The sequence below is a fragment of the Nocardioides sp. genome, from assembly GCF_035576065.1.
In the GTDB taxonomy this organism is placed as follows: Bacteria; Actinomycetota; Actinomycetes; order Propionibacteriales; family Nocardioidaceae; genus Nocardioides.
In genome coordinates this window covers 1-18102 of record NZ_DATLWX010000038.1, presented here as the reverse complement: position 1 = coordinate 18102, position 18102 = coordinate 1, and the positions used below count along the sequence as shown (strand labels likewise).

At 68.2% G+C, this 18102-nt stretch carries 15 protein-coding genes; 6 read left to right on the top strand and 9 right to left on the bottom strand.

Translation table 11 applies throughout. The features are described 5' to 3' along the window. Positions 1–1065: 1065 nt before the first annotated feature. Positions 1066–1929 (top strand): hypothetical protein, encoded by an 864-nt coding sequence (locus tag VNJ48_RS16335; protein ID WP_325603988.1) that lies wholly within the window; start codon positions 1066–1068, stop codon positions 1927–1929. 370 nt (positions 1930–2299) lie between these two features. After that, positions 2300–2791, top strand: coding sequence for an ATP-binding protein (locus VNJ48_RS16330; protein ID WP_325603986.1), 492 nt, complete (start codon positions 2300–2302; stop codon positions 2789–2791). 168 nt (positions 2792–2959) lie between these two features. Here VNJ48_RS16330 and VNJ48_RS16325 read toward each other — a convergent pair whose 3' ends face one another. Next, on the bottom strand, positions 2960–3241 hold the full coding sequence (locus tag VNJ48_RS16325) for a hypothetical protein (protein WP_325603984.1): 282 nt from the start codon (positions 3239–3241) through the stop codon (positions 2960–2962). Between the two features lie 12 nt (positions 3242–3253). Between VNJ48_RS16325 and VNJ48_RS16320 the strand changes: the two genes are divergently transcribed. After that, positions 3254–3601, top strand: a complete 348-nt coding sequence (locus VNJ48_RS16320) for a cold shock domain-containing protein (RefSeq protein ID WP_325603982.1) — start codon at positions 3254–3256, stop codon at positions 3599–3601. Here the strand turns inward: VNJ48_RS16320 and VNJ48_RS16315 are convergent. Next, positions 3598–5193: a hypothetical protein gene (locus tag VNJ48_RS16315; RefSeq protein WP_325603980.1), complete on the bottom strand. Its 1596-nt coding sequence runs from the start codon at positions 5191–5193 to the stop codon at positions 3598–3600. The genes VNJ48_RS16320 and VNJ48_RS16315 overlap by 4 nt on opposite strands. Before the next feature lie 96 nt (positions 5194–5289). Between VNJ48_RS16315 and VNJ48_RS16310 the strand changes: the two genes are divergently transcribed. Continuing rightward, positions 5290–6855, top strand: a complete 1566-nt coding sequence (locus tag VNJ48_RS16310) for a phospholipase D-like domain-containing protein (RefSeq protein WP_325603978.1) — start codon at positions 5290–5292, stop codon at positions 6853–6855. A 16-nt stretch (positions 6856–6871) separates the two neighbouring features. Here VNJ48_RS16310 and VNJ48_RS16305 read toward each other — a convergent pair whose 3' ends face one another. The 3 genes from VNJ48_RS16305 to VNJ48_RS16295 form a co-directional block, all read right to left on the bottom strand. After that, a complete protein-coding gene (locus VNJ48_RS16305; protein WP_325603976.1) occupies positions 6872–7144 on the bottom strand; it encodes a hypothetical protein in 273 nt (90 codons plus the stop codon). Between the two features lie 134 nt (positions 7145–7278). Continuing rightward, positions 7279–11157 (bottom strand): putative Ig domain-containing protein, encoded by a 3879-nt coding sequence (locus VNJ48_RS16300; protein ID WP_325603974.1) that lies wholly within the window; start codon positions 11155–11157, stop codon positions 7279–7281. A 206-nt stretch (positions 11158–11363) separates the two neighbouring features. Continuing rightward, positions 11364–11921, bottom strand: a complete 558-nt coding sequence (locus tag VNJ48_RS16295) for a GNAT family protein (protein ID WP_325603972.1) — start codon at positions 11919–11921, stop codon at positions 11364–11366. A gap of 185 nt (positions 11922–12106) precedes the next feature. Here VNJ48_RS16295 and VNJ48_RS16290 point away from each other — a divergent pair, with 185 nt between their 5' ends. After that, positions 12107–12628, top strand: coding sequence for a hypothetical protein (locus VNJ48_RS16290; RefSeq protein WP_325603970.1), 522 nt, complete (start codon positions 12107–12109; stop codon positions 12626–12628). Positions 12629–12949: 321 nt separating this feature from the next. Here the strand turns inward: VNJ48_RS16290 and VNJ48_RS16285 are convergent, their stop codons facing one another. From VNJ48_RS16285 to VNJ48_RS16275, 3 genes are all read right to left on the bottom strand, one after another. After that, positions 12950–13915, bottom strand: coding sequence for an SdrD B-like domain-containing protein (locus tag VNJ48_RS16285; protein ID WP_325603990.1), 966 nt, complete (start codon positions 13913–13915; stop codon positions 12950–12952). Positions 13916–14180: 265 nt separating this feature from the next. Further along, positions 14181–15416 (bottom strand): acyl-CoA desaturase, encoded by a 1236-nt coding sequence (locus VNJ48_RS16280; protein WP_325603968.1) that lies wholly within the window; start codon positions 15414–15416, stop codon positions 14181–14183. 45 nt (positions 15417–15461) lie between these two features. Next, positions 15462–16577, bottom strand: coding sequence for a ferredoxin reductase (locus tag VNJ48_RS16275; RefSeq protein ID WP_325603966.1), 1116 nt, complete (start codon positions 16575–16577; stop codon positions 15462–15464). A gap of 102 nt (positions 16578–16679) precedes the next feature. Here VNJ48_RS16275 and VNJ48_RS16270 point away from each other — a divergent pair, with 102 nt between their 5' ends. Further along, on the top strand, positions 16680–17861 hold the full coding sequence (locus tag VNJ48_RS16270) for a helix-turn-helix domain-containing protein (RefSeq protein WP_325603964.1): 1182 nt from the start codon (positions 16680–16682) through the stop codon (positions 17859–17861). Positions 17862–17953: 92 nt separating this feature from the next. Here the strand turns inward: VNJ48_RS16270 and VNJ48_RS22700 are convergent, their stop codons facing one another. Further along, positions 17954–18091 (bottom strand): LamG-like jellyroll fold domain-containing protein, encoded by a 138-nt coding sequence (locus VNJ48_RS22700; protein ID WP_414689962.1) that lies wholly within the window; start codon positions 18089–18091, stop codon positions 17954–17956. Positions 18092–18102: the final 11 nt, after the last annotated feature.

Sequence of the window (18102 nt, the reverse complement as noted above, 5' to 3'; positions counted from 1 at the left end):
GACACGGTCCTCGCCCGGGTCAATCTCTCGAGCTTCTCGCGGTCACCATCACGCAGCACCAAGGGAGGGGCAGGTCGATTCGCCATGCCCACATGATTTCACGCCACGAACCCAATGGCTATTTCCCACGCGGGCCACTAGACACGGAGGACTCCTTCCTTGGTGCCCAACACCACCGTAGCGACCTGACGCCCGGTCGCGCGTCACGTGTGCGGGGCGTCCGCAAGCCGAACCCCGATCGGCGACCCCGGGTTCTTGCCGGCGACGAAACGCGTGAATCACGATCGCGATCCCGGATGGGGATCCCGTTGTGATCCCCCGGAGCGTGACCAGAACGGGATCGTCGACCCTCCGTTCGCCGCCGACGGCGGCGATGGACCGGACGCGTCGCGCGAGTCTCTCTGGACGCAGCCGGAGTCACGAAATGAGAGGGCGCGGCCCGGTAGCCTCTCCGCTCGAGACCGACTCACCACGCCCAGCGGGAGACGACGATGGAACAGCCTCAGTTGCAGTGCCCGCTATGCCAAGGCACCGACTTCGACCAAGAGTCGTCGCGACAGGACTCTAGGTGGGGCTTCACCTCCCACAAGATGACACTGATGGTCTGCCGACGGTGCCGCTACGTTCTGCACTTCTCCCAAGGACGGTCGATCTTCGACTTCGACTGACTCTCGGTTGCCTGCGCGAGTGGTCGACGACTCAGATCAAGCTCAAATGCATTCCCCGGGCAATCCAGCCATGTGTCCGGCCAGCGTTCTATTCGGAGAGGCCGTCCCGCATCCCACACCTCAGGCGGGACGTCGGCGCCCACTGCCATCGACCCGCCTAGCGACACCCGCACACATCGTTCGGCTACGGGACGACGGGATCTGCCGATGCGCGGACTGTCGACCAAATGCTCGAACCGGCACTCGTCGACCATCGGCATGCCTATGTGATGTTCAGAGATGAGGCGGCCGTGATGGGATGGCACCCATGTCGGACAGCGCGTGGACTTCGGTCGAAGGTCTTCTTTGCCCCGGCACCCCTGTCGGTCGCTCGCAGTTCGCTGATCACTGATCACTGATGCATGAACGCTCTGACGTCGTCGACGATGCGACGGTGCTCGCTGCAGTCCGCGAATGGTGGAAGGTGGACGTGGACGCGATCACCTACCTCCCAGTCGGCTTCGGCGGTCACCACTGGTGCGCATCATTGCGGGGCGAGTCCCGGCTGTTCGTGACGCTCGAGGGTCTCGGGTTCCGTCACGACCTCGCGTCGTTGGGAGCGACCTACGCCGCCGCCGCGGCACTTGGGTTCGACTTCGGCAACGCGAACCTCGAACCATGGGTGGTGCCTTTCGCGGAGCATGCGCTGAGCGTCACACCGTGGCTCGATGGCGTTCGACCAGCCATCCTCGACGTCGCAGCAACCACCGCGATGCTCGACTCCCTCCACACCGCAACCCCGCCGCCGGGTCTGCGCCGGTGGGCTCCCCTCGTCGGGTCCGACCTCGCCGACCGCCTCACCGACGCCGTAGGCCGGCCGTGGAGCTCTGGTCCGTTGGGCGAACAGGCGCGGGCCGCGATTGCGGGACGGCTGGACGACATCAACGGATGGGTAGCGGAGTACTACCGGCTGGCCGACGTGGCCCGCTCTCTCCCGTGGGTCGCGACGCACGGCCAGCCAGACATCCACAATCAGTTGCTGACCTCGAACGGCCTGCGCCTCGTCGACTGGGAGTCCCTCATGCTGGCTCCCTCCGAGCGCGACCTGCGTACCGTGGGCCTCGGCAACGACACGATGGTCGGCATGTTCGAACTCGAGTGGCGCCTCGACGAGATCAACATCGGTGCCACCTGGTTGCAGGCCCCTCACAAGGGAACGGCCGATGACCGCGAAACCCTCGAAAACCTTCGAGAGGAACTCGGCCTGCCCCGTCGAGCGTGAAATTCACCAAGTCGGCATGGTCGAAGAACTCGACCGCCGGACGGGCACCAGCCAAGCCGATCCCGTACTGGTCACGCTTGTGGGACGGTCGGCGATGTCCGCTTTCGGGGCACTGTAGGCCGCAGGTGGTGGATTCCTGCTCAGCGAGCCGCACACCGACGATCTCATCGGGCGGACTCCTGGAGGGAGCGCATCCCGTCCAATACGAGCCGGCGAGGTAACCCCAGTGTTTCCCCCACGATCGGCCGATGAAGCGATCCGGTGTGAGTGACACGCAGCAAGTTGCGGTCGCGCTCCCGAGCCGGGCGGCGAACGCGATGCCGCGGGGTACGGTCACGGTCATGTCGATGGGTTCGCGGGGATGACCCCTGTGAGCAGAGTCGTCTTCATGTGCGGCCCGTCCGGTGCCGGCAAGTCGACATACGCCAACCTGCTCGAGAAGCAGGGGATGGTGCGGCTCTCCGCCGATGTCGAGCTGTTCGCCCGGGGCGTCACCGAAGTGCCGCCGCCAGACGAGGTCCGCGCCGAGATCCACGTGGAACTCAAGCAGCGCCTGCTGGCGCTGGTCGCCGAGGGGCGCGACGTCGTCCTCGACCTCTCCTTCTGGTCCCGCGCAATGCGCGATGAGTGGCGCGACCTGTTGGCGCCGACGGGCATCGTCCCGCAGACGATCTACCTCGCTACCGACAAGCCCACGATCTTGGCGCGGCTGCGTGAAAGGCGTGGCGCCCACGCCCACGACTTCGTGCTGGACGAAGCGCTGGCGGAACGCTACGTCGACCACTTCGAGGTGCCCACACCGCAGGAGGGTCCGCTCACTGTGGTGAGGCCCGAGAACCAGGACAGGACGGCGAGCGACTGATCAGTCACCGCCCTGTTGTTCACCGGCCCGGTGGTGCACCACTGGGTGGCGGTACTCCTCTCCGAGGTCGTCGATGTCGCTACCCGTTCGGCCTGTGGGACGCCCGCGCGGTGCGGCAGTAATCCTTGAGAGGGCCGGAGGCATTTCGCTCCGTGGCCGAGGTAGCGGTCAGCGGGAGGTGCGCACCCACACAGCGGCGCGCCCGGTCCCCTCGGGCCGGATCCGGCCGTCCCGCTTGAGCTCATCGAGAACGAGGCGAATGGTGCGGTCGCTGATACCCAGCAAGGCAGTCCTGATGTCCGCGATCCTGAAGATCTGGGGCGCGTGCTCGGTGACGTACTCGCGAACGCGGTCCTGCTTGCTGCCGGCAGAGCGCGCTGACCGGATGGATGACTCGCTGTGCCAAAGCGAGTACGCCCCGCTCGCGTAGGCCGTAGCGTCGCAGCTCAACCAAGGAGAAACATGCGCCTAGCGCCCACCATCGCGACCGTCACGCTCCTGGTTCTCGGCAGCGGCTGCAGTTCGGAGGTCGCCAAAGACGATGAGCGTGCCCCTGCCTCGATCTCTCAGTTCGTTGACGCCCCGGCTGACGGCGCGACGCACTACCTGAGCATCGGAACCGTCAAGTACTTCAGCGAGGCCAGAGGGTACGGATTCATCGTCCCTGACGACGGCGGCGAAGACGTCCACGTCGATGTCACCAACGTTGATGGCAACCAGTCCTTGCGTGCGGGACAGCGGGTGACATTCACCGTCAGCCTGAGCAGCCGGGGGGTCAAGACCGCTACCGACGTCATCCTTGCCAACTAGTCCCGCTCCCGGTCGCGCACGCGCACCATCCCGGACACGGTGGCGATCCACGCAGCTCCGTCGGGGGCGATGGCGAGCGAGGCGCGGTCGTTGTTCACCAGCATCCCTGTCCCGGTGCGCACACTGAAGACGGTCCGGCCGGTCGCGACGTCGAGCGCCGTGAGATACCACGCGCTGACGCCCCACCAGCTCGGCTTCTTCGTGTAGGCGTAGGCCAAGCCGTTGGCCAGCGACACCTTCGCGCCGCCGGACGGGGCCATCTCCTCGCTCGTCCAGACGAGCTCGCAGGAACCTCCGGCGACGTCCACGCGCGCGAGCCCCGGGCTCGTGCCCAGCCCCAGCAGCGTGGAGACCTGGCTGCCGTAGCCGTGGTTGTTCTGCACGATGACCCCGTCCCCGACCGAGGCCAAGGAGCTGGCGGTCGCGCTGGCCTCGGCCTCGAAGACCGGCTCCGTGCAGATCTCGCGTCCTGACGAGCGTTCGTAGAAGGCGACGTTGACCTGGGGCTCGGCGTTGTCGGCGATGGCCACGATGCCGCCGTCGATGATCGTCGGCGGCGTACCGCTCCCCCGATTGGGCTGTCCCGACTTCTGCTCCGAGCCGCGGTCGTACTCCGTGCGCCAGTCGACGACCGGGCGCCCGGCCGGCCCGGCCGAGAGCCGGTGGAGCGCGTGAGTCGTGACGACGTAGGTGCCGCCGGTCTCGTCGGTGGCCATCGAGTGCGCGATGTCCTCCCCGAGGTCGAGCGACTTCACGGCGCCGTCCTCGGACGCGACGGTCCCCACCAGGCCGTCGGCCGTCGTGAACCAGATCCTGCCCGACCAGTCGGGCAGGATCGCGACGAGGCAGTCGTCGGCCGGGACGTCGCCCGTCAGGTCCCAGGCCTCGTCAGTGGTCAAGTCGGCTTCACCGTCGGCGTCGGCCGTACGGACCGCCAAGATCCGGCGATCCGACGTCGCCACGATGGCCCGGTCCGCTGCGTCGAGGTAGAAGGAGGCGCCCTCGCAAGGGCCGTCGTCCGGGCTTTCCTCGGCCGGCTCGGGCAAGTCCTTGGTCGCGAGCTTGCGCATCGAATCGGAGTCGATCACGTGCATGCTGGGCCCGGCGGGGTCCTGGCAGGTCGCCACCACACGGTCCCGGGAGTCGACGGCGAGGCTGGCGCACTTCTCCAGACCGAACCAGGTGGTGTCCACCTCAGGCTCGAGACCGATGGGCCCGGACCACGGGGACGTGTTCGACGCCGAGGCATCGTTGTGCCTCGAGCTCGCACCGTTGGGCGCGAGGTGCGGGTTCTGGGCGATCGCACCAGCCGTCACCGGGAGCTCGGCGGCCGGCCGGCCCGCGTAGCCGGGCATGACCAGGACTCCGGGCGAAGGCGGGATGGGCAACCAGCCGTCAGGGACGAGCACGACGAGACCGGCGATCGCCGCCAGCACCCCGACGGCCGCGCCGCCGCGCCGCCAGTCGATCCAGACGCGGTCCTGGACCCACCACCGCAGCCGCGGAACGCACAAGGCGGCCACAACGGCGACGAGCACCATCGGACCGAGGGCGACCCAGGCCACGAGGAGTCCCAGGACGATCCAGATCACGCGCGCAAGGCTAGGTCCTCGCCCTCCTCGTACGCCGCAGGCTGTCGATCTGTCGACCGAGGCGTCGCGCGCGCCCGGACCCCCTACAGTGCGGGGGTGGGCGCACCCGAGGACTGGCTACTCACACAGACCGAACGCGCCAACCCTGCGACCCGCCTCGACGCCCAGCAGCCCGGCGACCGGGCCTGGTCGGAGGGAAACCTGGTCCGGCCGCTGATCCACGGTGCAATGTACTTCACCGAGCTCTTCGAGCGGATCGAGGCGACCCGCGCCGGCGACCTGGTGCTCTTCACCGACTGGCAGGGCGACGCCGACGAGCGGCTGACCGGCGAGCCCGGCAGCGAGGTCGTCGAGGTGCTCGGTCGCGCCGACGAGCGGGGGGTCGACGTCCGCGGTCTCGTGTGGCGCTCACACACCGAGTCGATCGGCTTCAGCGCCAAGGAGAACGCCCAGCTCGGTCGCTCGCTGCAGCGGCGCGGGGTCGAGGCCATCCTCGACATGCGGGTGCGCACGGGCGGGTCGCACCACCAGAAGATGGTGGTGATCAGGCACGCCGACGACCCGAGCCGGGACATTGCCTACGTCGGCGGCATCGACCTCTGCCACTCCCGCCGCGACGACGCGGCGCACGGAGGCGACCCGCAGGCGTTGGACTCGATGGCCGATGAGTACGGCGACACCCCGCCCTGGCACGACATCCAGGCCGCCATCTCCGGGCCGGCCGTGCACGACGTCGAGACGGTCTTCCGCGAACGCTGGGAAGACCCGACGACGCTACGCCGCAGCCCGATCGTCGTCCTCCACGACCGGATGCGCGGCCTCGACACCACGCCCGACCCGCTACCCGAGCAGCTGCCCCCGCCGCCACCCGCCGGTCGGCACGCTGTCCAGCTGCTGCGCACCTACCCCGACCTACGCCAAGGCCGCGACTACAAGTTCGCCCGTGGCGGCGAGCGCAGCGTGGCGCGCGGCTACACCAAGGCGCTGAACAGGGCCAAGCACCTGGTCTACGTCGAGGACCAGTACCTCTGGGGCGGCCACGTCGGCAACGTCTTCGAGCAGGCGCTGCGCAACGAGCCGGGGCTGCACATCATCGCGATCGTGCCCATGCACCCCGACGTCACCGGGTTGAACCGCCTCGCCCAGCTGGTCGGTCGCCGGCGGGCGATGCTCGACATGTATCGCGCCGCGCCGGACCGGGTCGCTGTCTACGGGCTTGAGAACTCCGCCGGGACGCCGATCTACGTGCACGCCAAGACCTGCATCCTCGACGACACGTGGGCCAGCATCGGTTCGGACAATTTCAACCGGCGATCGTGGACCCACGACTCCGAGCTGTCGTCGGTTGTCATCGACCCGGACGGCGACTACGCCCGCGACCTGAGGCTCGCCCTCGCCGCCGAGCATCTCGAGCTGACGCGTGAGGAGGCCGAGGAGCTCGCCGACCCGCTGACCATGTGTGCGGCGTACGCCGAAGCGGCGGCCGACCTCGACGCGTGGCACGCGGCTGGCCGGGCCGGCCCACGCCCGCGGGGTCGGCTGCGACGCCTCGAGCCGCCACGGATCGGGGTCCTCAGGCGCGCGGTCGCGCTTGCGCCGTACCTCCTGGTCCATGACCCGGACGGCAGGCCTCGCACGCTGCGTCGCAGCGACGAGTTCTGACACCTTTTCGATCGTGTCAGCCGGCGAGGGGGAGAGCCGGGTGCAGCCAGGTCGTGCTCGCGAAGCGGGGTCCGTCCGTGGCGCCCAAGACATACATGCGACCCACGCCACTTTCGAGATCGCCCACCGTCCACCGCCGGAGAGGCGGGTGCTCGCGGGCTTCCTTGATCGCGTCCTGGATCACGTCGTCGAGCGGTCGCCGCGGCGAGATCAGCCGTGGTGCCGAACGCTCTTCGGACTCGGCCAGGCTCCGCGTCAGGAGATCGGTGGATTCGTGGTTCTTGCTCATGGTCGTGCCCTCCTGGTCGGCGGAGACGCTTTCCCTAGGACGCCCACACTGGCACTTCTCGGGCCCTTCGACATCACCCCCAGGTGGCTATTTCGCCAGCCGACGCGCGTCATCAGGGCGCGAGCAGGAGAGCGTCAACGAGGGCGGACTCGGATCCTGAATCGCTTGGTGATGGTCGCGCCCTCGGTGTCGGTCGCAGTCAGGGTGAACTTGAAGACGCCGGTCTCGTCTGGTCGGCCCTGGATGACATAGGCGCGTCCGGTCTTCGTCGGCTTGCCCTTCACACCGTGCGGGAGCTTGCCTCGTCGCGACCAGGTATACGTGCCTGTGCCGCCGGTCGCGGTGACGCGTTCCTCGTAGCGCTTGGTCACCCTCGCGCCTGACACCCAGCCGTTGATGAAGGCAACAGGCGCGTCGACACTCGGGGCTGGCGCTGGGGTCGGGCTCGGGGTTGGGGTGGCGCTCGGACTGGGGCTCGGGCTCGGGGACGGGCTCGGGCTCGGGCTCGGGCTGGGGCTCGGACTCGGGGTCGGCGGCGGCGTGGCGGGCGGCGGGGTCACCGATCTCGGCGCGCCCAGGGCGATCGCGGTCAGCGTCAGCTGGTCGTTGGTCGACTGGAGCGCCGGGTGCACCGGACCGCGGATCGACTGCGGGCTGTTCGCCGCGGCCACACCCGCGGGCAAAGCGGTCGGCAATGGCAGCAGCCCATCGAGGTCGTCCAGTGCTTCCGCGTCGAGGATGTCGGTGACGAGCTGACCAGGACCGGTCCCTGTCACACCCGTGACCGTCTTGGCCAGCTCGGCCTTGATCGCGTTGATCAGTGCCTTCGAACCGACCAGGCCACCGGGAAGGTTCGTGAGGTCGCGTTCGCGCAATGCTGCGCTGGCGCCCAGCTGCAGGAAGCTGCTCAGCATGGCGTTCGCGCCGTCGAGGCGGACCAGCGCGTCGTGGAGCGGACCGGACGAGGTGTTGCCCGCCGTCTGGCTGCCGCGAAGAAGTCCGCGGTAGACGCCGCCCTGCAGGTCGACCAACTCGGCGTCGATGGCGGCCTTTGCGGACAGAGCCGCCTGATCGAGGTTCGTCCTGGTGGCTGCGAGCTTGGGGTCCAGCCCGGTGATCGGCTGGTCCAAGGCGTCGCCGGCGCTGATGGTGCCGCTGTAGCCCTGGTAGGAGGAGACCCCCGCGGTGGAGGCGGTCGCATCGTCCCACGCCAGACGCACCTTGGCGGTGGTGTCGAGGCCGGCGTACATCGGCGCCCCCTGCACGTTGGTGAGCTCATAGAGGTTCCTGCTGGTGGTACTCCCTCCATCGATGAGCGTCACGTCGCTGATGTAGCTGTGGGTGGTGTCTTGGGAGTATCCGCCTCGGGGCAGGGCGCGGAGCGACCTTGCGGTGGTCGCGGCCGCGTTCGCGGCACCGCGCCTGACCACGCTCTGGACGTAGACCGGGGCACTCGGGGAGCCAGCCGGGGCATACGTCCACACGAACGCGATGTCGTCGTACTTGTAGGTCACGCTGGTCACCACGCCGAAGACGTTGGCCGAGAAGGCGCCCGGGTCCCAGAACGTGTCAACACATTCCCCTGCGGTGAGCCGGTTCACCACCATCCACTGGTCTTCCCGGAACTTGCACGCCGAGACCGTGGTGGTCCGGACCTTCGTCTTGAAGCACACGTCCAGCGTGCCCAGACCCATCCGGTCCGCCCACTGGAAGACCTGCGGGACGCCCTCGGCGTTGGGGGTGAGCGACGCCGGGCGGTCCATCGCGGTGAGCGTGCTGGCGGGCTCGCCAGAGGCAGCGCCACACTGCGAGACCTTGTCGCGGCCTGGGAGCGTGCCCCACAGGCTGGAGAGGTCGGAGCCGTCGCTCGAGCTGTTCACGAACGGGTTGAAGGTGGTGGAGCCGTTGGTCTTCAACGGCGAGGTGGGGGTGGAGTTGCCGACGCCGTCGAAGCCGGGGAGGGTGCCCGTCAGCTGAGTCATGGCGCGACCGACCAGCGTGTCGACCGGGGTGGTGTCCTCGGTCGGTGCCTGGCACGCCGGCGTGCTGGTCGGGGCGAACGCCGCGCTGGTGCGGGCGCACACCAGGCGGTTCAGCAGGGTGCTGCGCGTCCCCACGGCGGTGTCTGACGTTGCGATCGCTGACGTGAGATTGCCGAGCGGCGTGCCCAGTTGCTGGATGTCGCTGAGCCAACGACGGTAGCCAGCGCTGACGTACCGCTCGTTCTCCAACATCAGCTGTGCGTAGGCCCGCGAGGCAAGCACGAAGTCGTCGATGTTCGTCAGCTGAGGTGCGTCTCCCGTGAGCCCGGAGAGCCGGCCAGCTCTCCACCCACGCTGTGCGGGCACCTGGTCGAGGAAGTGGACGTTGCTGGCGATTCCGGTGCTCAGCTGGTTGGCGTCGTTCTGGAGGTCGAAGGCCGGGTAGTCGGTGTTGAGCTCCGGGCTGTGGCGTGCCGTCACCGTGGCGAAGGTGTGCAGGTATGCCGCTGCGTTGTTGAACTCGTTGAGCGGGAGCTCGGTGTCGTTGCGCTGCTCATAGCCCAGGGCGGAGTTGATGACCTGCCGCAGCTGAGAGTTGGTCCCGTTGCTCAGCGCCTCCAAGATGTTGTTCTGCACGGCATCGAGGGATCCCTGGAGCTTGCTGAGGCTGTCGTACATCTGACCGATCTGGACGCGCGCCTGCTCGATGTCGATGACGGCACGGTCGAGCTTCTGGGAGATGTCGGTCAGCTGGGCCGAGACCCGCGACAGGTTCTCGAACACCAGGGCGAACTGGGCATTCATCGAGTTCTCGAAGTCCGCCATCTGCTGAGAGATGTTGTCCAGCTGCGCAAAGAGAAGGTCCTCTGAGGATGGGCCGAACACGCCGGCCGCATCCAGCACTGCTGGCAGCAGCGTCATCACGGCGCCGAGCACATTGCCTGTCATGGCAGCCCGACCGATGGTGCCGGCACTGAACTCGCTGAATGCCATGGCCAGCAGCGTCATCTGAACAGCGGCTGCGCCGGCCTGGTCGACGATGTCCTTGGACGCGCTCGTGCCACCGGTCAGGAAACCGGTCTGCAGTGCCAGCGTGGTCTGGCTCTCGCGCGCCTCCTCGACGGCCTGGTCAGCGACACCGGGGTCGGGTGGGGTCGGGCCGGTGCTGGCCGCTGCTGCCTCTTGCGTGGTCTCGAGTGCCTCGTCCAGCCCGGCCATGGCGGCACCGATGGTGTGCGGGGCCGGGTTGGTCGGAGTCCCGGCGATGACGCCACCAGTGGTCTCCAGATTGCCGGACTGGTCGCGCAGTGCGGCCAACGCCTGCACGTCCGCGTTGTCCTTCAGCCTCGGCGCTTCCGCGAGCAGAACGGCACTGGTGTCGGAGATCGAGGCACCCGTGGCGCTCTCCCACACCGCGTTGCGGGCGTTCCTGAACCTCTTGCTGTCGTCGGCGAGCATGGCGCTGTCCAGCAGGACAGCAGTGGGCGTGAACGTCGAGGAAGCCAGCAGGCGCGACTCCGTGTCTGAGGTAGCCCCGAGAGCGTTCTCTGCATGAGTGCTCGCAGCGACGACGGTGATCTGCTGTGCCGTCAGCGCAACCACTTCAGTGGTGGCGCGTTGGAGCGTCGCCGCAACCGGGCCTTGGTCGGCCGCAGCTGCCCGCTGGAAGAGGACCATCGTCCTCGCGATCCGCGAGTCGAATGCAGGCCCCGTGACGGACTCGGCCGCTTGACGAAGGCCCTGCACGGCCTCGGCCGCTGCAGCGGAATCGGTCTGCGGGTCCAACGCGTACATGTGCTGCAGCACCCGCTCGGCCAGGAGGTCTGCGGTGTTGCTCGGGTCGGAGAGCCTGGCCGCGTCGGCCGCGACGAAGAGGTGGCGTCGGAACTCGATGGCGCTCACCGAGATGGGCTCATTGGCGATCTGAGTGACCAGCGGCGTCGGCCCATCGGCATGCGCTGCCGGCTGGGTCACGATCGGAAGCCCGATGACGGAGAGGGTGGTGATGCAGAGGACAAGGCGCCGCAGCATGGCGTTCCTTCGGTAAGGCGACGGACCGAGCGCGCGACCTTGCCAGAGAACCCCGCGAGCCCACCTTTCAGCGTGGTGCCCCCAGTGTCCACCGGTGGTCTAGTCCAGATGGCCGGCTGCACCGGCTCGCGGCGGAATGATGGTCGCGCTGGCCAGTCGAACGCGGCTTGTGCGCATGATCGAAGTCGTGCCGCGTCACCAGGTCTTCAGCGGATCCACTCACGTTCGAGGATTGCGAACAGGAGGTCGTCGGTCCACTCGCCCTTCGACCAGGTGCTCTCGACAAGATGTCCTTCCCGGCGCATCCCCACGGCCGCCAAGACCCTGGCTGAGGGCGCGTTGCGGGAGTCGCATGAGGCCGTTACGCGGTGTTTCCCGAGGTGGTCGAACAAGTACCGCAGGAGCAACGAGACGGCCTCGCGCGCGTACCCGATTCCCTGATGCTCAGGAGCAACGGTGAACCCGATCTCGACGGTCCGCGACTCGTGTGGTTGTGGCGCAAATGCGCAGTCACCGACCAGCGAACCGTCCCCGGCGCGAGCGATCGCGATCTGGAACCAGTCTCCGGGTGCATCAACGTTGGCCGTCGACATCGTTGTCACGAATTCCGTCGCCTGCTCGAGGGTGTACGGCGCCTCCCACCCCTGGTACAGCGCTACCGCTGGGTCCGACCTGTACCTGGCGAAGGCCTCGACGTCGGACGCCCGGAAGCGGCGAAGGTACAGCCGCGGCGTGTGGAGCTGTGCGAACTCGTCGTCCATCATTCACCCAGTGTGGCGCTACCGCCCCCCTTAGCCTGCGGCGAAGTGGTCGCACCGTGCCAGGGCCTGGCCGTTGAGCCAGCAACGTGGCCATGGACCGGCGCTCGCGGGCGCGCGAGCCCTAGTCAGGAGATGCGCTACGTGGTGAACTGGCTATCACGATCAGCTCGGCTGGCAAGGGGGCCGCTATGTCGCCGGATCCTTCTGGGACCTCGCAGGCGCAGCCGGACGTGCAGGCTCCAGATGCTGGGTTGGCGCTCGCCTACGAGGCCGCCTGCGATTTGCTGAGGATGCAGGACGCAACGTTGGGCAACGTGCGCTCCAGAGCAACCCAGGTGTTGTCGACGGCCGCCTTATTGACTTCGATCTCAGCTGGTCTGGGCATCATCAACCTGGATCCCAAACGTGGCGAAGTTCTGGCCCCGAGTGGCGCATGGGCCCTCTTGGTACTAACTGTGCTGATAGGTGCTCTGACGACGTATGTGCATTGGCCCATCCGCGGATGGATCTTCGGACCATCCGCGTCCAAGATCCTGGCTGAGCGAAGCCATCGCTCCGACGTCGACCATCTTCGTGAATTCGTCCTACAAGCTCTCGTCAAGGGGATCGATGGAAACGACCACGCGTTGAAACGGAAGCAGAAAGCATTTCGGACGGCCAGCTTGGCGCTGGTCGTCGAAGTCCTCGCGATAGCAGCTGCAGTCGCATAAGAAGGGAGGAAGTCGCATGTCGCACGATGGAGACAACTCACCGGCACCTGAACCGCCAGCCGCACCCGAGCCGCCTGCCAAGTAGTCCCGAACACTTTGGACCGCCAGTCCACCTGCACTGGCGGTGCGTGGCATGCTCACATCCGCAGACCACCAGCGTCGGCGTACTTTCGGGAACCATCGCTGCGCTCGGACTCCCTCGTGTGTCCTGATCGCGGCGGAGTGGGGCACCTCCAACGCCGCAATGAGCGCCCGTGGCGCCGAACGGCCCCGACCTCCGTGAGGAGGTCGGGGCCGAACGAATGTCAGATCAGGGGCGGGTCAGGCGACCTTGCCGACCTTGATCCTGCGAGTCTTCGAGACTCCGCCAGAGGTCGCGGTCACCTTCACCGAGATGACCTTGCCGCGCATGGCAGCGATGACCTTCAGCGTGGGCTTCGTCGCCTGCTTGATCGCCTTCTTCGCGGCGTACCACTGGATCTTGTAGCTCACGGCGCCGCGGAGGCTCTTCTGCAGGCTGGTCAGCTTGAGCGTCTTGCCGACCTTGGGCTTTCCGGCCACGTCGATGCCGGCGACCATCTCGGACAACGCTGCCGCCGCACTGACCGGTGTCGGCGCTGGGGCAGGAGCCGGTACTGGTGCCGGTCCGGGTGCCGGGGCAGGGGGCGGCGTAGGCGCCGGGGTCGTCGCGACGGCCGCGAGGAAAGCGTTCTTGCCGGTCGACCTCTCACCCCGCTGCAGGTTGAACTCGGTGGCCGTCCCCACAGTTGCGGCGTTCTGCCAGAACTCGCCCCTGTAGGTGCCGGAGGGGTCGAGAAAGCCGAGGCGATACGGACCGCTGGACAGCGGTCCGATGTCGTAGGCGCCCCCCGCGTCCGTCAGGTCGTTCGCGACGGCGGTCCAGCCCGCCGACCAGGAGTAGCGATAGGCACTGACCTCGATGCCCGCAAGGGGCGAGTTGGCCCCGACCACTACTCCGGTGATGTGAGCGCCCCTGGCAATCGTCACGCTGATGTTTGTCACCGCCTGGCCGTCGCCGACGATGACGTTCTCCGCGTTCTCGACGTCGCCCCAGTTGTCGTAGTACTTGACCAGGTGGTCCGAGGTGGGGTGGAACCCGACGTGGTAGGTGCCGGGCGTCACGTCCGCGAGGACGTACTCGCCGTCGGCGTCGGTCGTGGTCGTCGCGACGCCGGACCAGCTGCCTGACGCCTTGGAGTAGAGCTTGACCTGGACGTCGGGGATCCCCGGCGCACCGGTGGCCATCTCCCAGACGGTGCCGCTGATGCTTCCCGGCGTGACCGCTTGGGCGCCGGTGACCGGCGCGAGCCCTCCGACGAGAGCGACCAGCAGGCCCAGCAGCGCGAGCAGGACGGTACGGACGTGACTGCGGACGTGACTGTGGACGTGACTGTGGACGTGGCTGTGGACGTGGCCTTCCCCCGTGCCCTCCTGACGAGGGCGAACGAACGGAATCGTACGGCCTCACCGGTCCGCAAACGACCAACGACCCCGACCTCCGGGAGGAGGTCGGGGCCGAACGAGGATCAGATCAGGCGGCGGCCTGGGCCTCGACACGACGGGCCTGCTGCGTGAGCCTGGCCTGGGCGGCGCGACGGACCTTCGGGCCCTTGGTCGACATGGCGTAGAGCATCTTGAGCTGCGACGGCAGGTTCTTCTTGTTCGTCGTCGCCAGCCAGCCGTTGGGCAGCGAGAGCCGCACGACCTTGTGCCAGGCGGAGTAGACCTGCGGGACCAGCGGACGCGCGAGGTAGTTCAGCTCGTACTTCTCGAACAGGGCCTGCACCTTCGGCGCGATCTCCGCGTAGCGGTTGGAGGGCAGGTCTGGGAAGAGGTGGTGCTCGATCTGGTGCGACAGGTTGCCGCTCATCAGGTGCAGCGCCTTGGAGCCGGAGATGTTGGCGGAGCCGAGCATCTGGCGGACGTACCAGTCACCGCGGGTCTCGCCCTCGATCGAGCGCTTCTCGAAGGTCTCGACGCCCTCGGGGAAGTGACCGCACAGGATGATCGAGTTGGACCACAGGTTGCGGACGATGTTGGCGGTGAAGTTGGCGGCCAGGGTCGGCAGGAACGAGCCGGTGGGGATCGACAGCACGGGGTGCGCGACGTAGTCCTTGGTGACCTGCTTGCGGATCTTGGTGAGCACGTTCTTGGCGCGGCGACGGAACTCCGGGTCGTCGGTCTGCTTCTTCTTGATCACAGCGCCCAGGTCGAGGTCGTACGCCGCGATGCCGTACTCAAAAAAGACCGCGTTGATGAAGCACCAGACCGGCTGGCCGAGGTGGAACGGCGCCCAGCGCTGCTCCTCATCGACGCGCATGATGCCGTAGCCGAGGTCGTTGTCCTTGCCGATGACGTTGGTGTACGTGTGGTGCACCTCGTTGTGGCTGTGCTTCCACTGCTCCGAGGGCGAGGCCATGTCCCACTCCCACGTGCTGGAGTGGATCTTCGGGTCGCGCATCCAGTCCCACTGACCGTGCAGGATGTTGTGCCCGATCTCCATGTTGTCGAGGATCTTCGCCACGCTCAGGCCGGCCGTGCCGAGCAGCCAGGCCGGCGGGAAGATGCTGAACAGCAGGACAGCGCGCGAGCCGAGCTCGAGCTTGCGCTGGGTGTCGATGAGCTTGCGGATGTACGCCGCGTCGTCGCCGCCGCGGCTGTCGAGGATGTCCTGGCGGATCGCGTCGAGCTCGATGCCGATCTGCTCGATGTCGGCCTCGGTGAGGTGCGCGATCGGGCTCTTGGCCTGCTTCTGGATCGTGGTCATGGTGACTCCTTCAGGGGGTGGTCAGGGGGCGGCCAGGAGATCGGCTCAGTGGTCGATGTGGCAGGCGCCGGCGGCGGCGTTGATGCAGGTCTGGATCTTGATGACGCCGGTCTCGCCGGGGACGGCGGTGGTGATCTGGCCGTTGCGCAGGTCGCGCACCGAGCCTTCGGTCATCGGGAGCACACAGCCCATGCAGATGCCCATCCGGCAGCCGCTGGGCATCAGGACGCCGGCAGCCTCGGCCGCGTCCAGGATCGGCGTGGCGCCATCCAGCTCAAGGGCGGTGCCGTTGGCGAAGGCCACCGAGCCACCGTCACCGGGCTCGACGCGAGCGGTGCGGAACTGCTCGGTCACCAGCTCGAGGCCGGCGCGATCGTGGTGGACCGCCAGGGCGTCCAGCAGGCCGGCGGGGCCGCACGCGAGGGTACGGCGCTGGGCGAGATCGGGCACCAGGTCGTCGAGCTGGTCGACATCGAGGACACCATGCACGTCGTCGTACCGCGCAACAAGCGTGATGGCACCAGCGGCGTCGAGGGACTGCAGGTCACGCAGGAAGATCGAGTCAGGCTCCGTCGGAGCGATGTGCACGACGACGATGTCGAGGTCCTTGCTCCGGTCGAGGCGCAGGACGCCCGTGTCGGTGCTCGGGAAGAGGTTGCGCAGCATGCCGATGACCGGGGTGATCCCCGAGCCGGCAGTCACGAAGAGCAGCCGGTCGTGGTCGGACCTCAGCACGAAGTCGCCGGCCGCCTGCTCGAGGTGGACGAGCGTGCCGGGCACGGCCTCGTGGACGAGGTGGTTGCTCACCTTGCCGTCGGGCACGGCCTTGACCGTGATCGAGATGCGACCGTCGGCGCGCGGGCCGTGGGTCAGGGAGTAGGCGCGCCACTCGCGGACGCCGTCGACGTCGATGCCGATGCGGAGGTACTGACCGGGCACGTGGCCGGCCCAGTCGGCGCCGGGGCGGATGACGATGGTGGCGGCGTCCGGCGTCTCGGCGCGGACCTCCTCGATGCGCCCACGCAGGTCGGCACCGGCTCGGAGCGGCGCGAAGATGTCGAAGATGTCGGCCGGGACCAGGGGGGTGGTCACCGTCTCGGCCAGCCGCGTGAGGCGGGAGCGCAGCGGGGCGCCGCTCCCTGTCATCAGTGTCATGCTCATGTATCCAGAATGCCTGTCACGGCGGCAGAGTTCCTCCCCCCTAGGCGTGAATCCGACGTACACTCTTGTTCGTTGAGAACAATAAACTAGCCGGGAGAGGTCATGTCACGTCAGCGTGTGCGCCCCACCACACAAGAGCGCACCCAGGTCGGCCTCGACCCCGAGGTGGCTGCGACCATGCGGTCCTCCTTGGCACAGGTCGCCGGGAGCACCGTCGAGGCGATCATCGCGGAGGTGCCCAGCTATGCCGGCGCGCTGGCCGGTCGGATGGGCGAGACCATCCGCAACGCGGTCGAGCTCGCGCTCGGCGGCTTCCTCACCCTGGCCAGCAAGGAAGACGTCAGCACGCCGCTGGCACCCGCCCTGGAAGGTGCCTACCGCCTGGGCCGCGGCGAGGCACGCAGCGGCCGGACGATGGAGGCCCTGCTGGCGGCATACCGCATCGGGGCCCGCGTCGCATGGCGAGACCTCTCCCGCGCCGCCGTCGCCCAGGGCGTCGATGCCGAACAGGTCGCGCGCTTCGCCGAGCTGGTCTTCGCCTACATCGATGAGCTGTCCGCAGCCAGCGCCGCGGGCCACACCGACGAGCTCGAGAGCACCGGGCGCATCCGGCAGCGCAACCTGGAGCGGCTGGCCAGGGCCCTGGTGTCGGGCGCCGCCCCGGACGCGATCGCCGCCGCCGCAGCGCGCGCGGAGTGGGACCCGCCCGAGGCGCTCGCTGCCGTGCTGCTGCCCGAGTCGCAGGGCTCGCAGGCCCTGAAGCTCCTCTCCGCCAGCACCCTCCAACCCACCGACGACCTGGCTGACGTCCCCGAGGGCCACGGCCTGCTGCTGGTGCCGTCCACCGACTCGGCGGCGGGTCGCCAGGGGCTGCTGCGTGCCCTGCGCGGGACGTCGGCCGTGGTTGGCCCCACCGTGCCGTGGCTCGAGGTGGCGCGGTCGCACCAGCGGGCCGTGCGTGCCTGCGCTCTCGAGATCGAGGGGCTGGTGGACACCGACGAGCACCTCGCGGACCTGCTCCTGGGAGCGGACGCCGCGACGCGGGCCGACCTCCGCGCCCTCGTGCTGGCCCCGCTCGCCGACCTGCGGCCCGCCACCGCCGACAAGCTGACGGAGACGCTGCGGTCCTGGGTGCTCAACCAGGGCCGTCGCGACGCGGTGGCCGGCGAGCTCTTCGTGCATCCGCAGACGGTCCGCTACCGCGTGCAGCAGCTGCGCGAGCTGTACGGCGACCGGCTGGAGGAGCCGCAGTTCGTGCTCCAGGCGACGCTGGCTCTCGCCTAGGGGCTATGCAGAGGACCGAAGCGGGCCCGGAGCATGCTCCGGGCCCGACTCCCGGGGTCCTGCTGGCGTTGTCGGCGGAGCCGACCAGAGCCCTAGCCTGTGTGGAGGTCGGTCACCTCGGCTTGGGTCAGCGCTCGCCCATAGGCGCGGAGGTCGTCGAGCCCCCCGTTCCACCGCTCATCGCCCCAGCTGGTGCCACCCAGCATGTTCGCCGTTGTGTTGCCACCCACCCCGATGTCGT

Bases quoted from the DNA above. Each gene is read 5' to 3' on its own strand.
- VNJ48_RS16335 (WP_325603988.1), top strand. From the start codon at position 1,066: ATGCATGAACGCTCTGACGTCGTCGACGATGCGACGGTGCTCGCTGCA.
- VNJ48_RS16320 (WP_325603982.1), top strand. From the start codon at position 3,254: ATGCGCCTAGCGCCCACCATCGCGACCGTCACGCTCCTGGTTCTCGGC.
- VNJ48_RS16305 (WP_325603976.1), bottom strand. From the start codon at position 7,144: ATGAGCAAGAACCACGAATCCACCGATCTCCTGACGCGGAGCCTGGCC.
- VNJ48_RS16300 (WP_325603974.1), bottom strand. From the start codon at position 11,157: ATGCTGCGGCGCCTTGTCCTCTGCATCACCACCCTCTCCGTCATCGGG.
- VNJ48_RS16295 (WP_325603972.1), bottom strand. From the start codon at position 11,921: ATGATGGACGACGAGTTCGCACAGCTCCACACGCCGCGGCTGTACCTT.
- VNJ48_RS16290 (WP_325603970.1), top strand. From the start codon at position 12,107: ATGTCGCCGGATCCTTCTGGGACCTCGCAGGCGCAGCCGGACGTGCAG.
- VNJ48_RS16280 (WP_325603968.1), bottom strand. From the start codon at position 15,416: ATGACCACGATCCAGAAGCAGGCCAAGAGCCCGATCGCGCACCTCACC.
- VNJ48_RS16275 (WP_325603966.1), bottom strand. From the start codon at position 16,577: ATGAGCATGACACTGATGACAGGGAGCGGCGCCCCGCTGCGCTCCCGC.
- VNJ48_RS16270 (WP_325603964.1), top strand. From the start codon at position 16,680: ATGTCACGTCAGCGTGTGCGCCCCACCACACAAGAGCGCACCCAGGTC.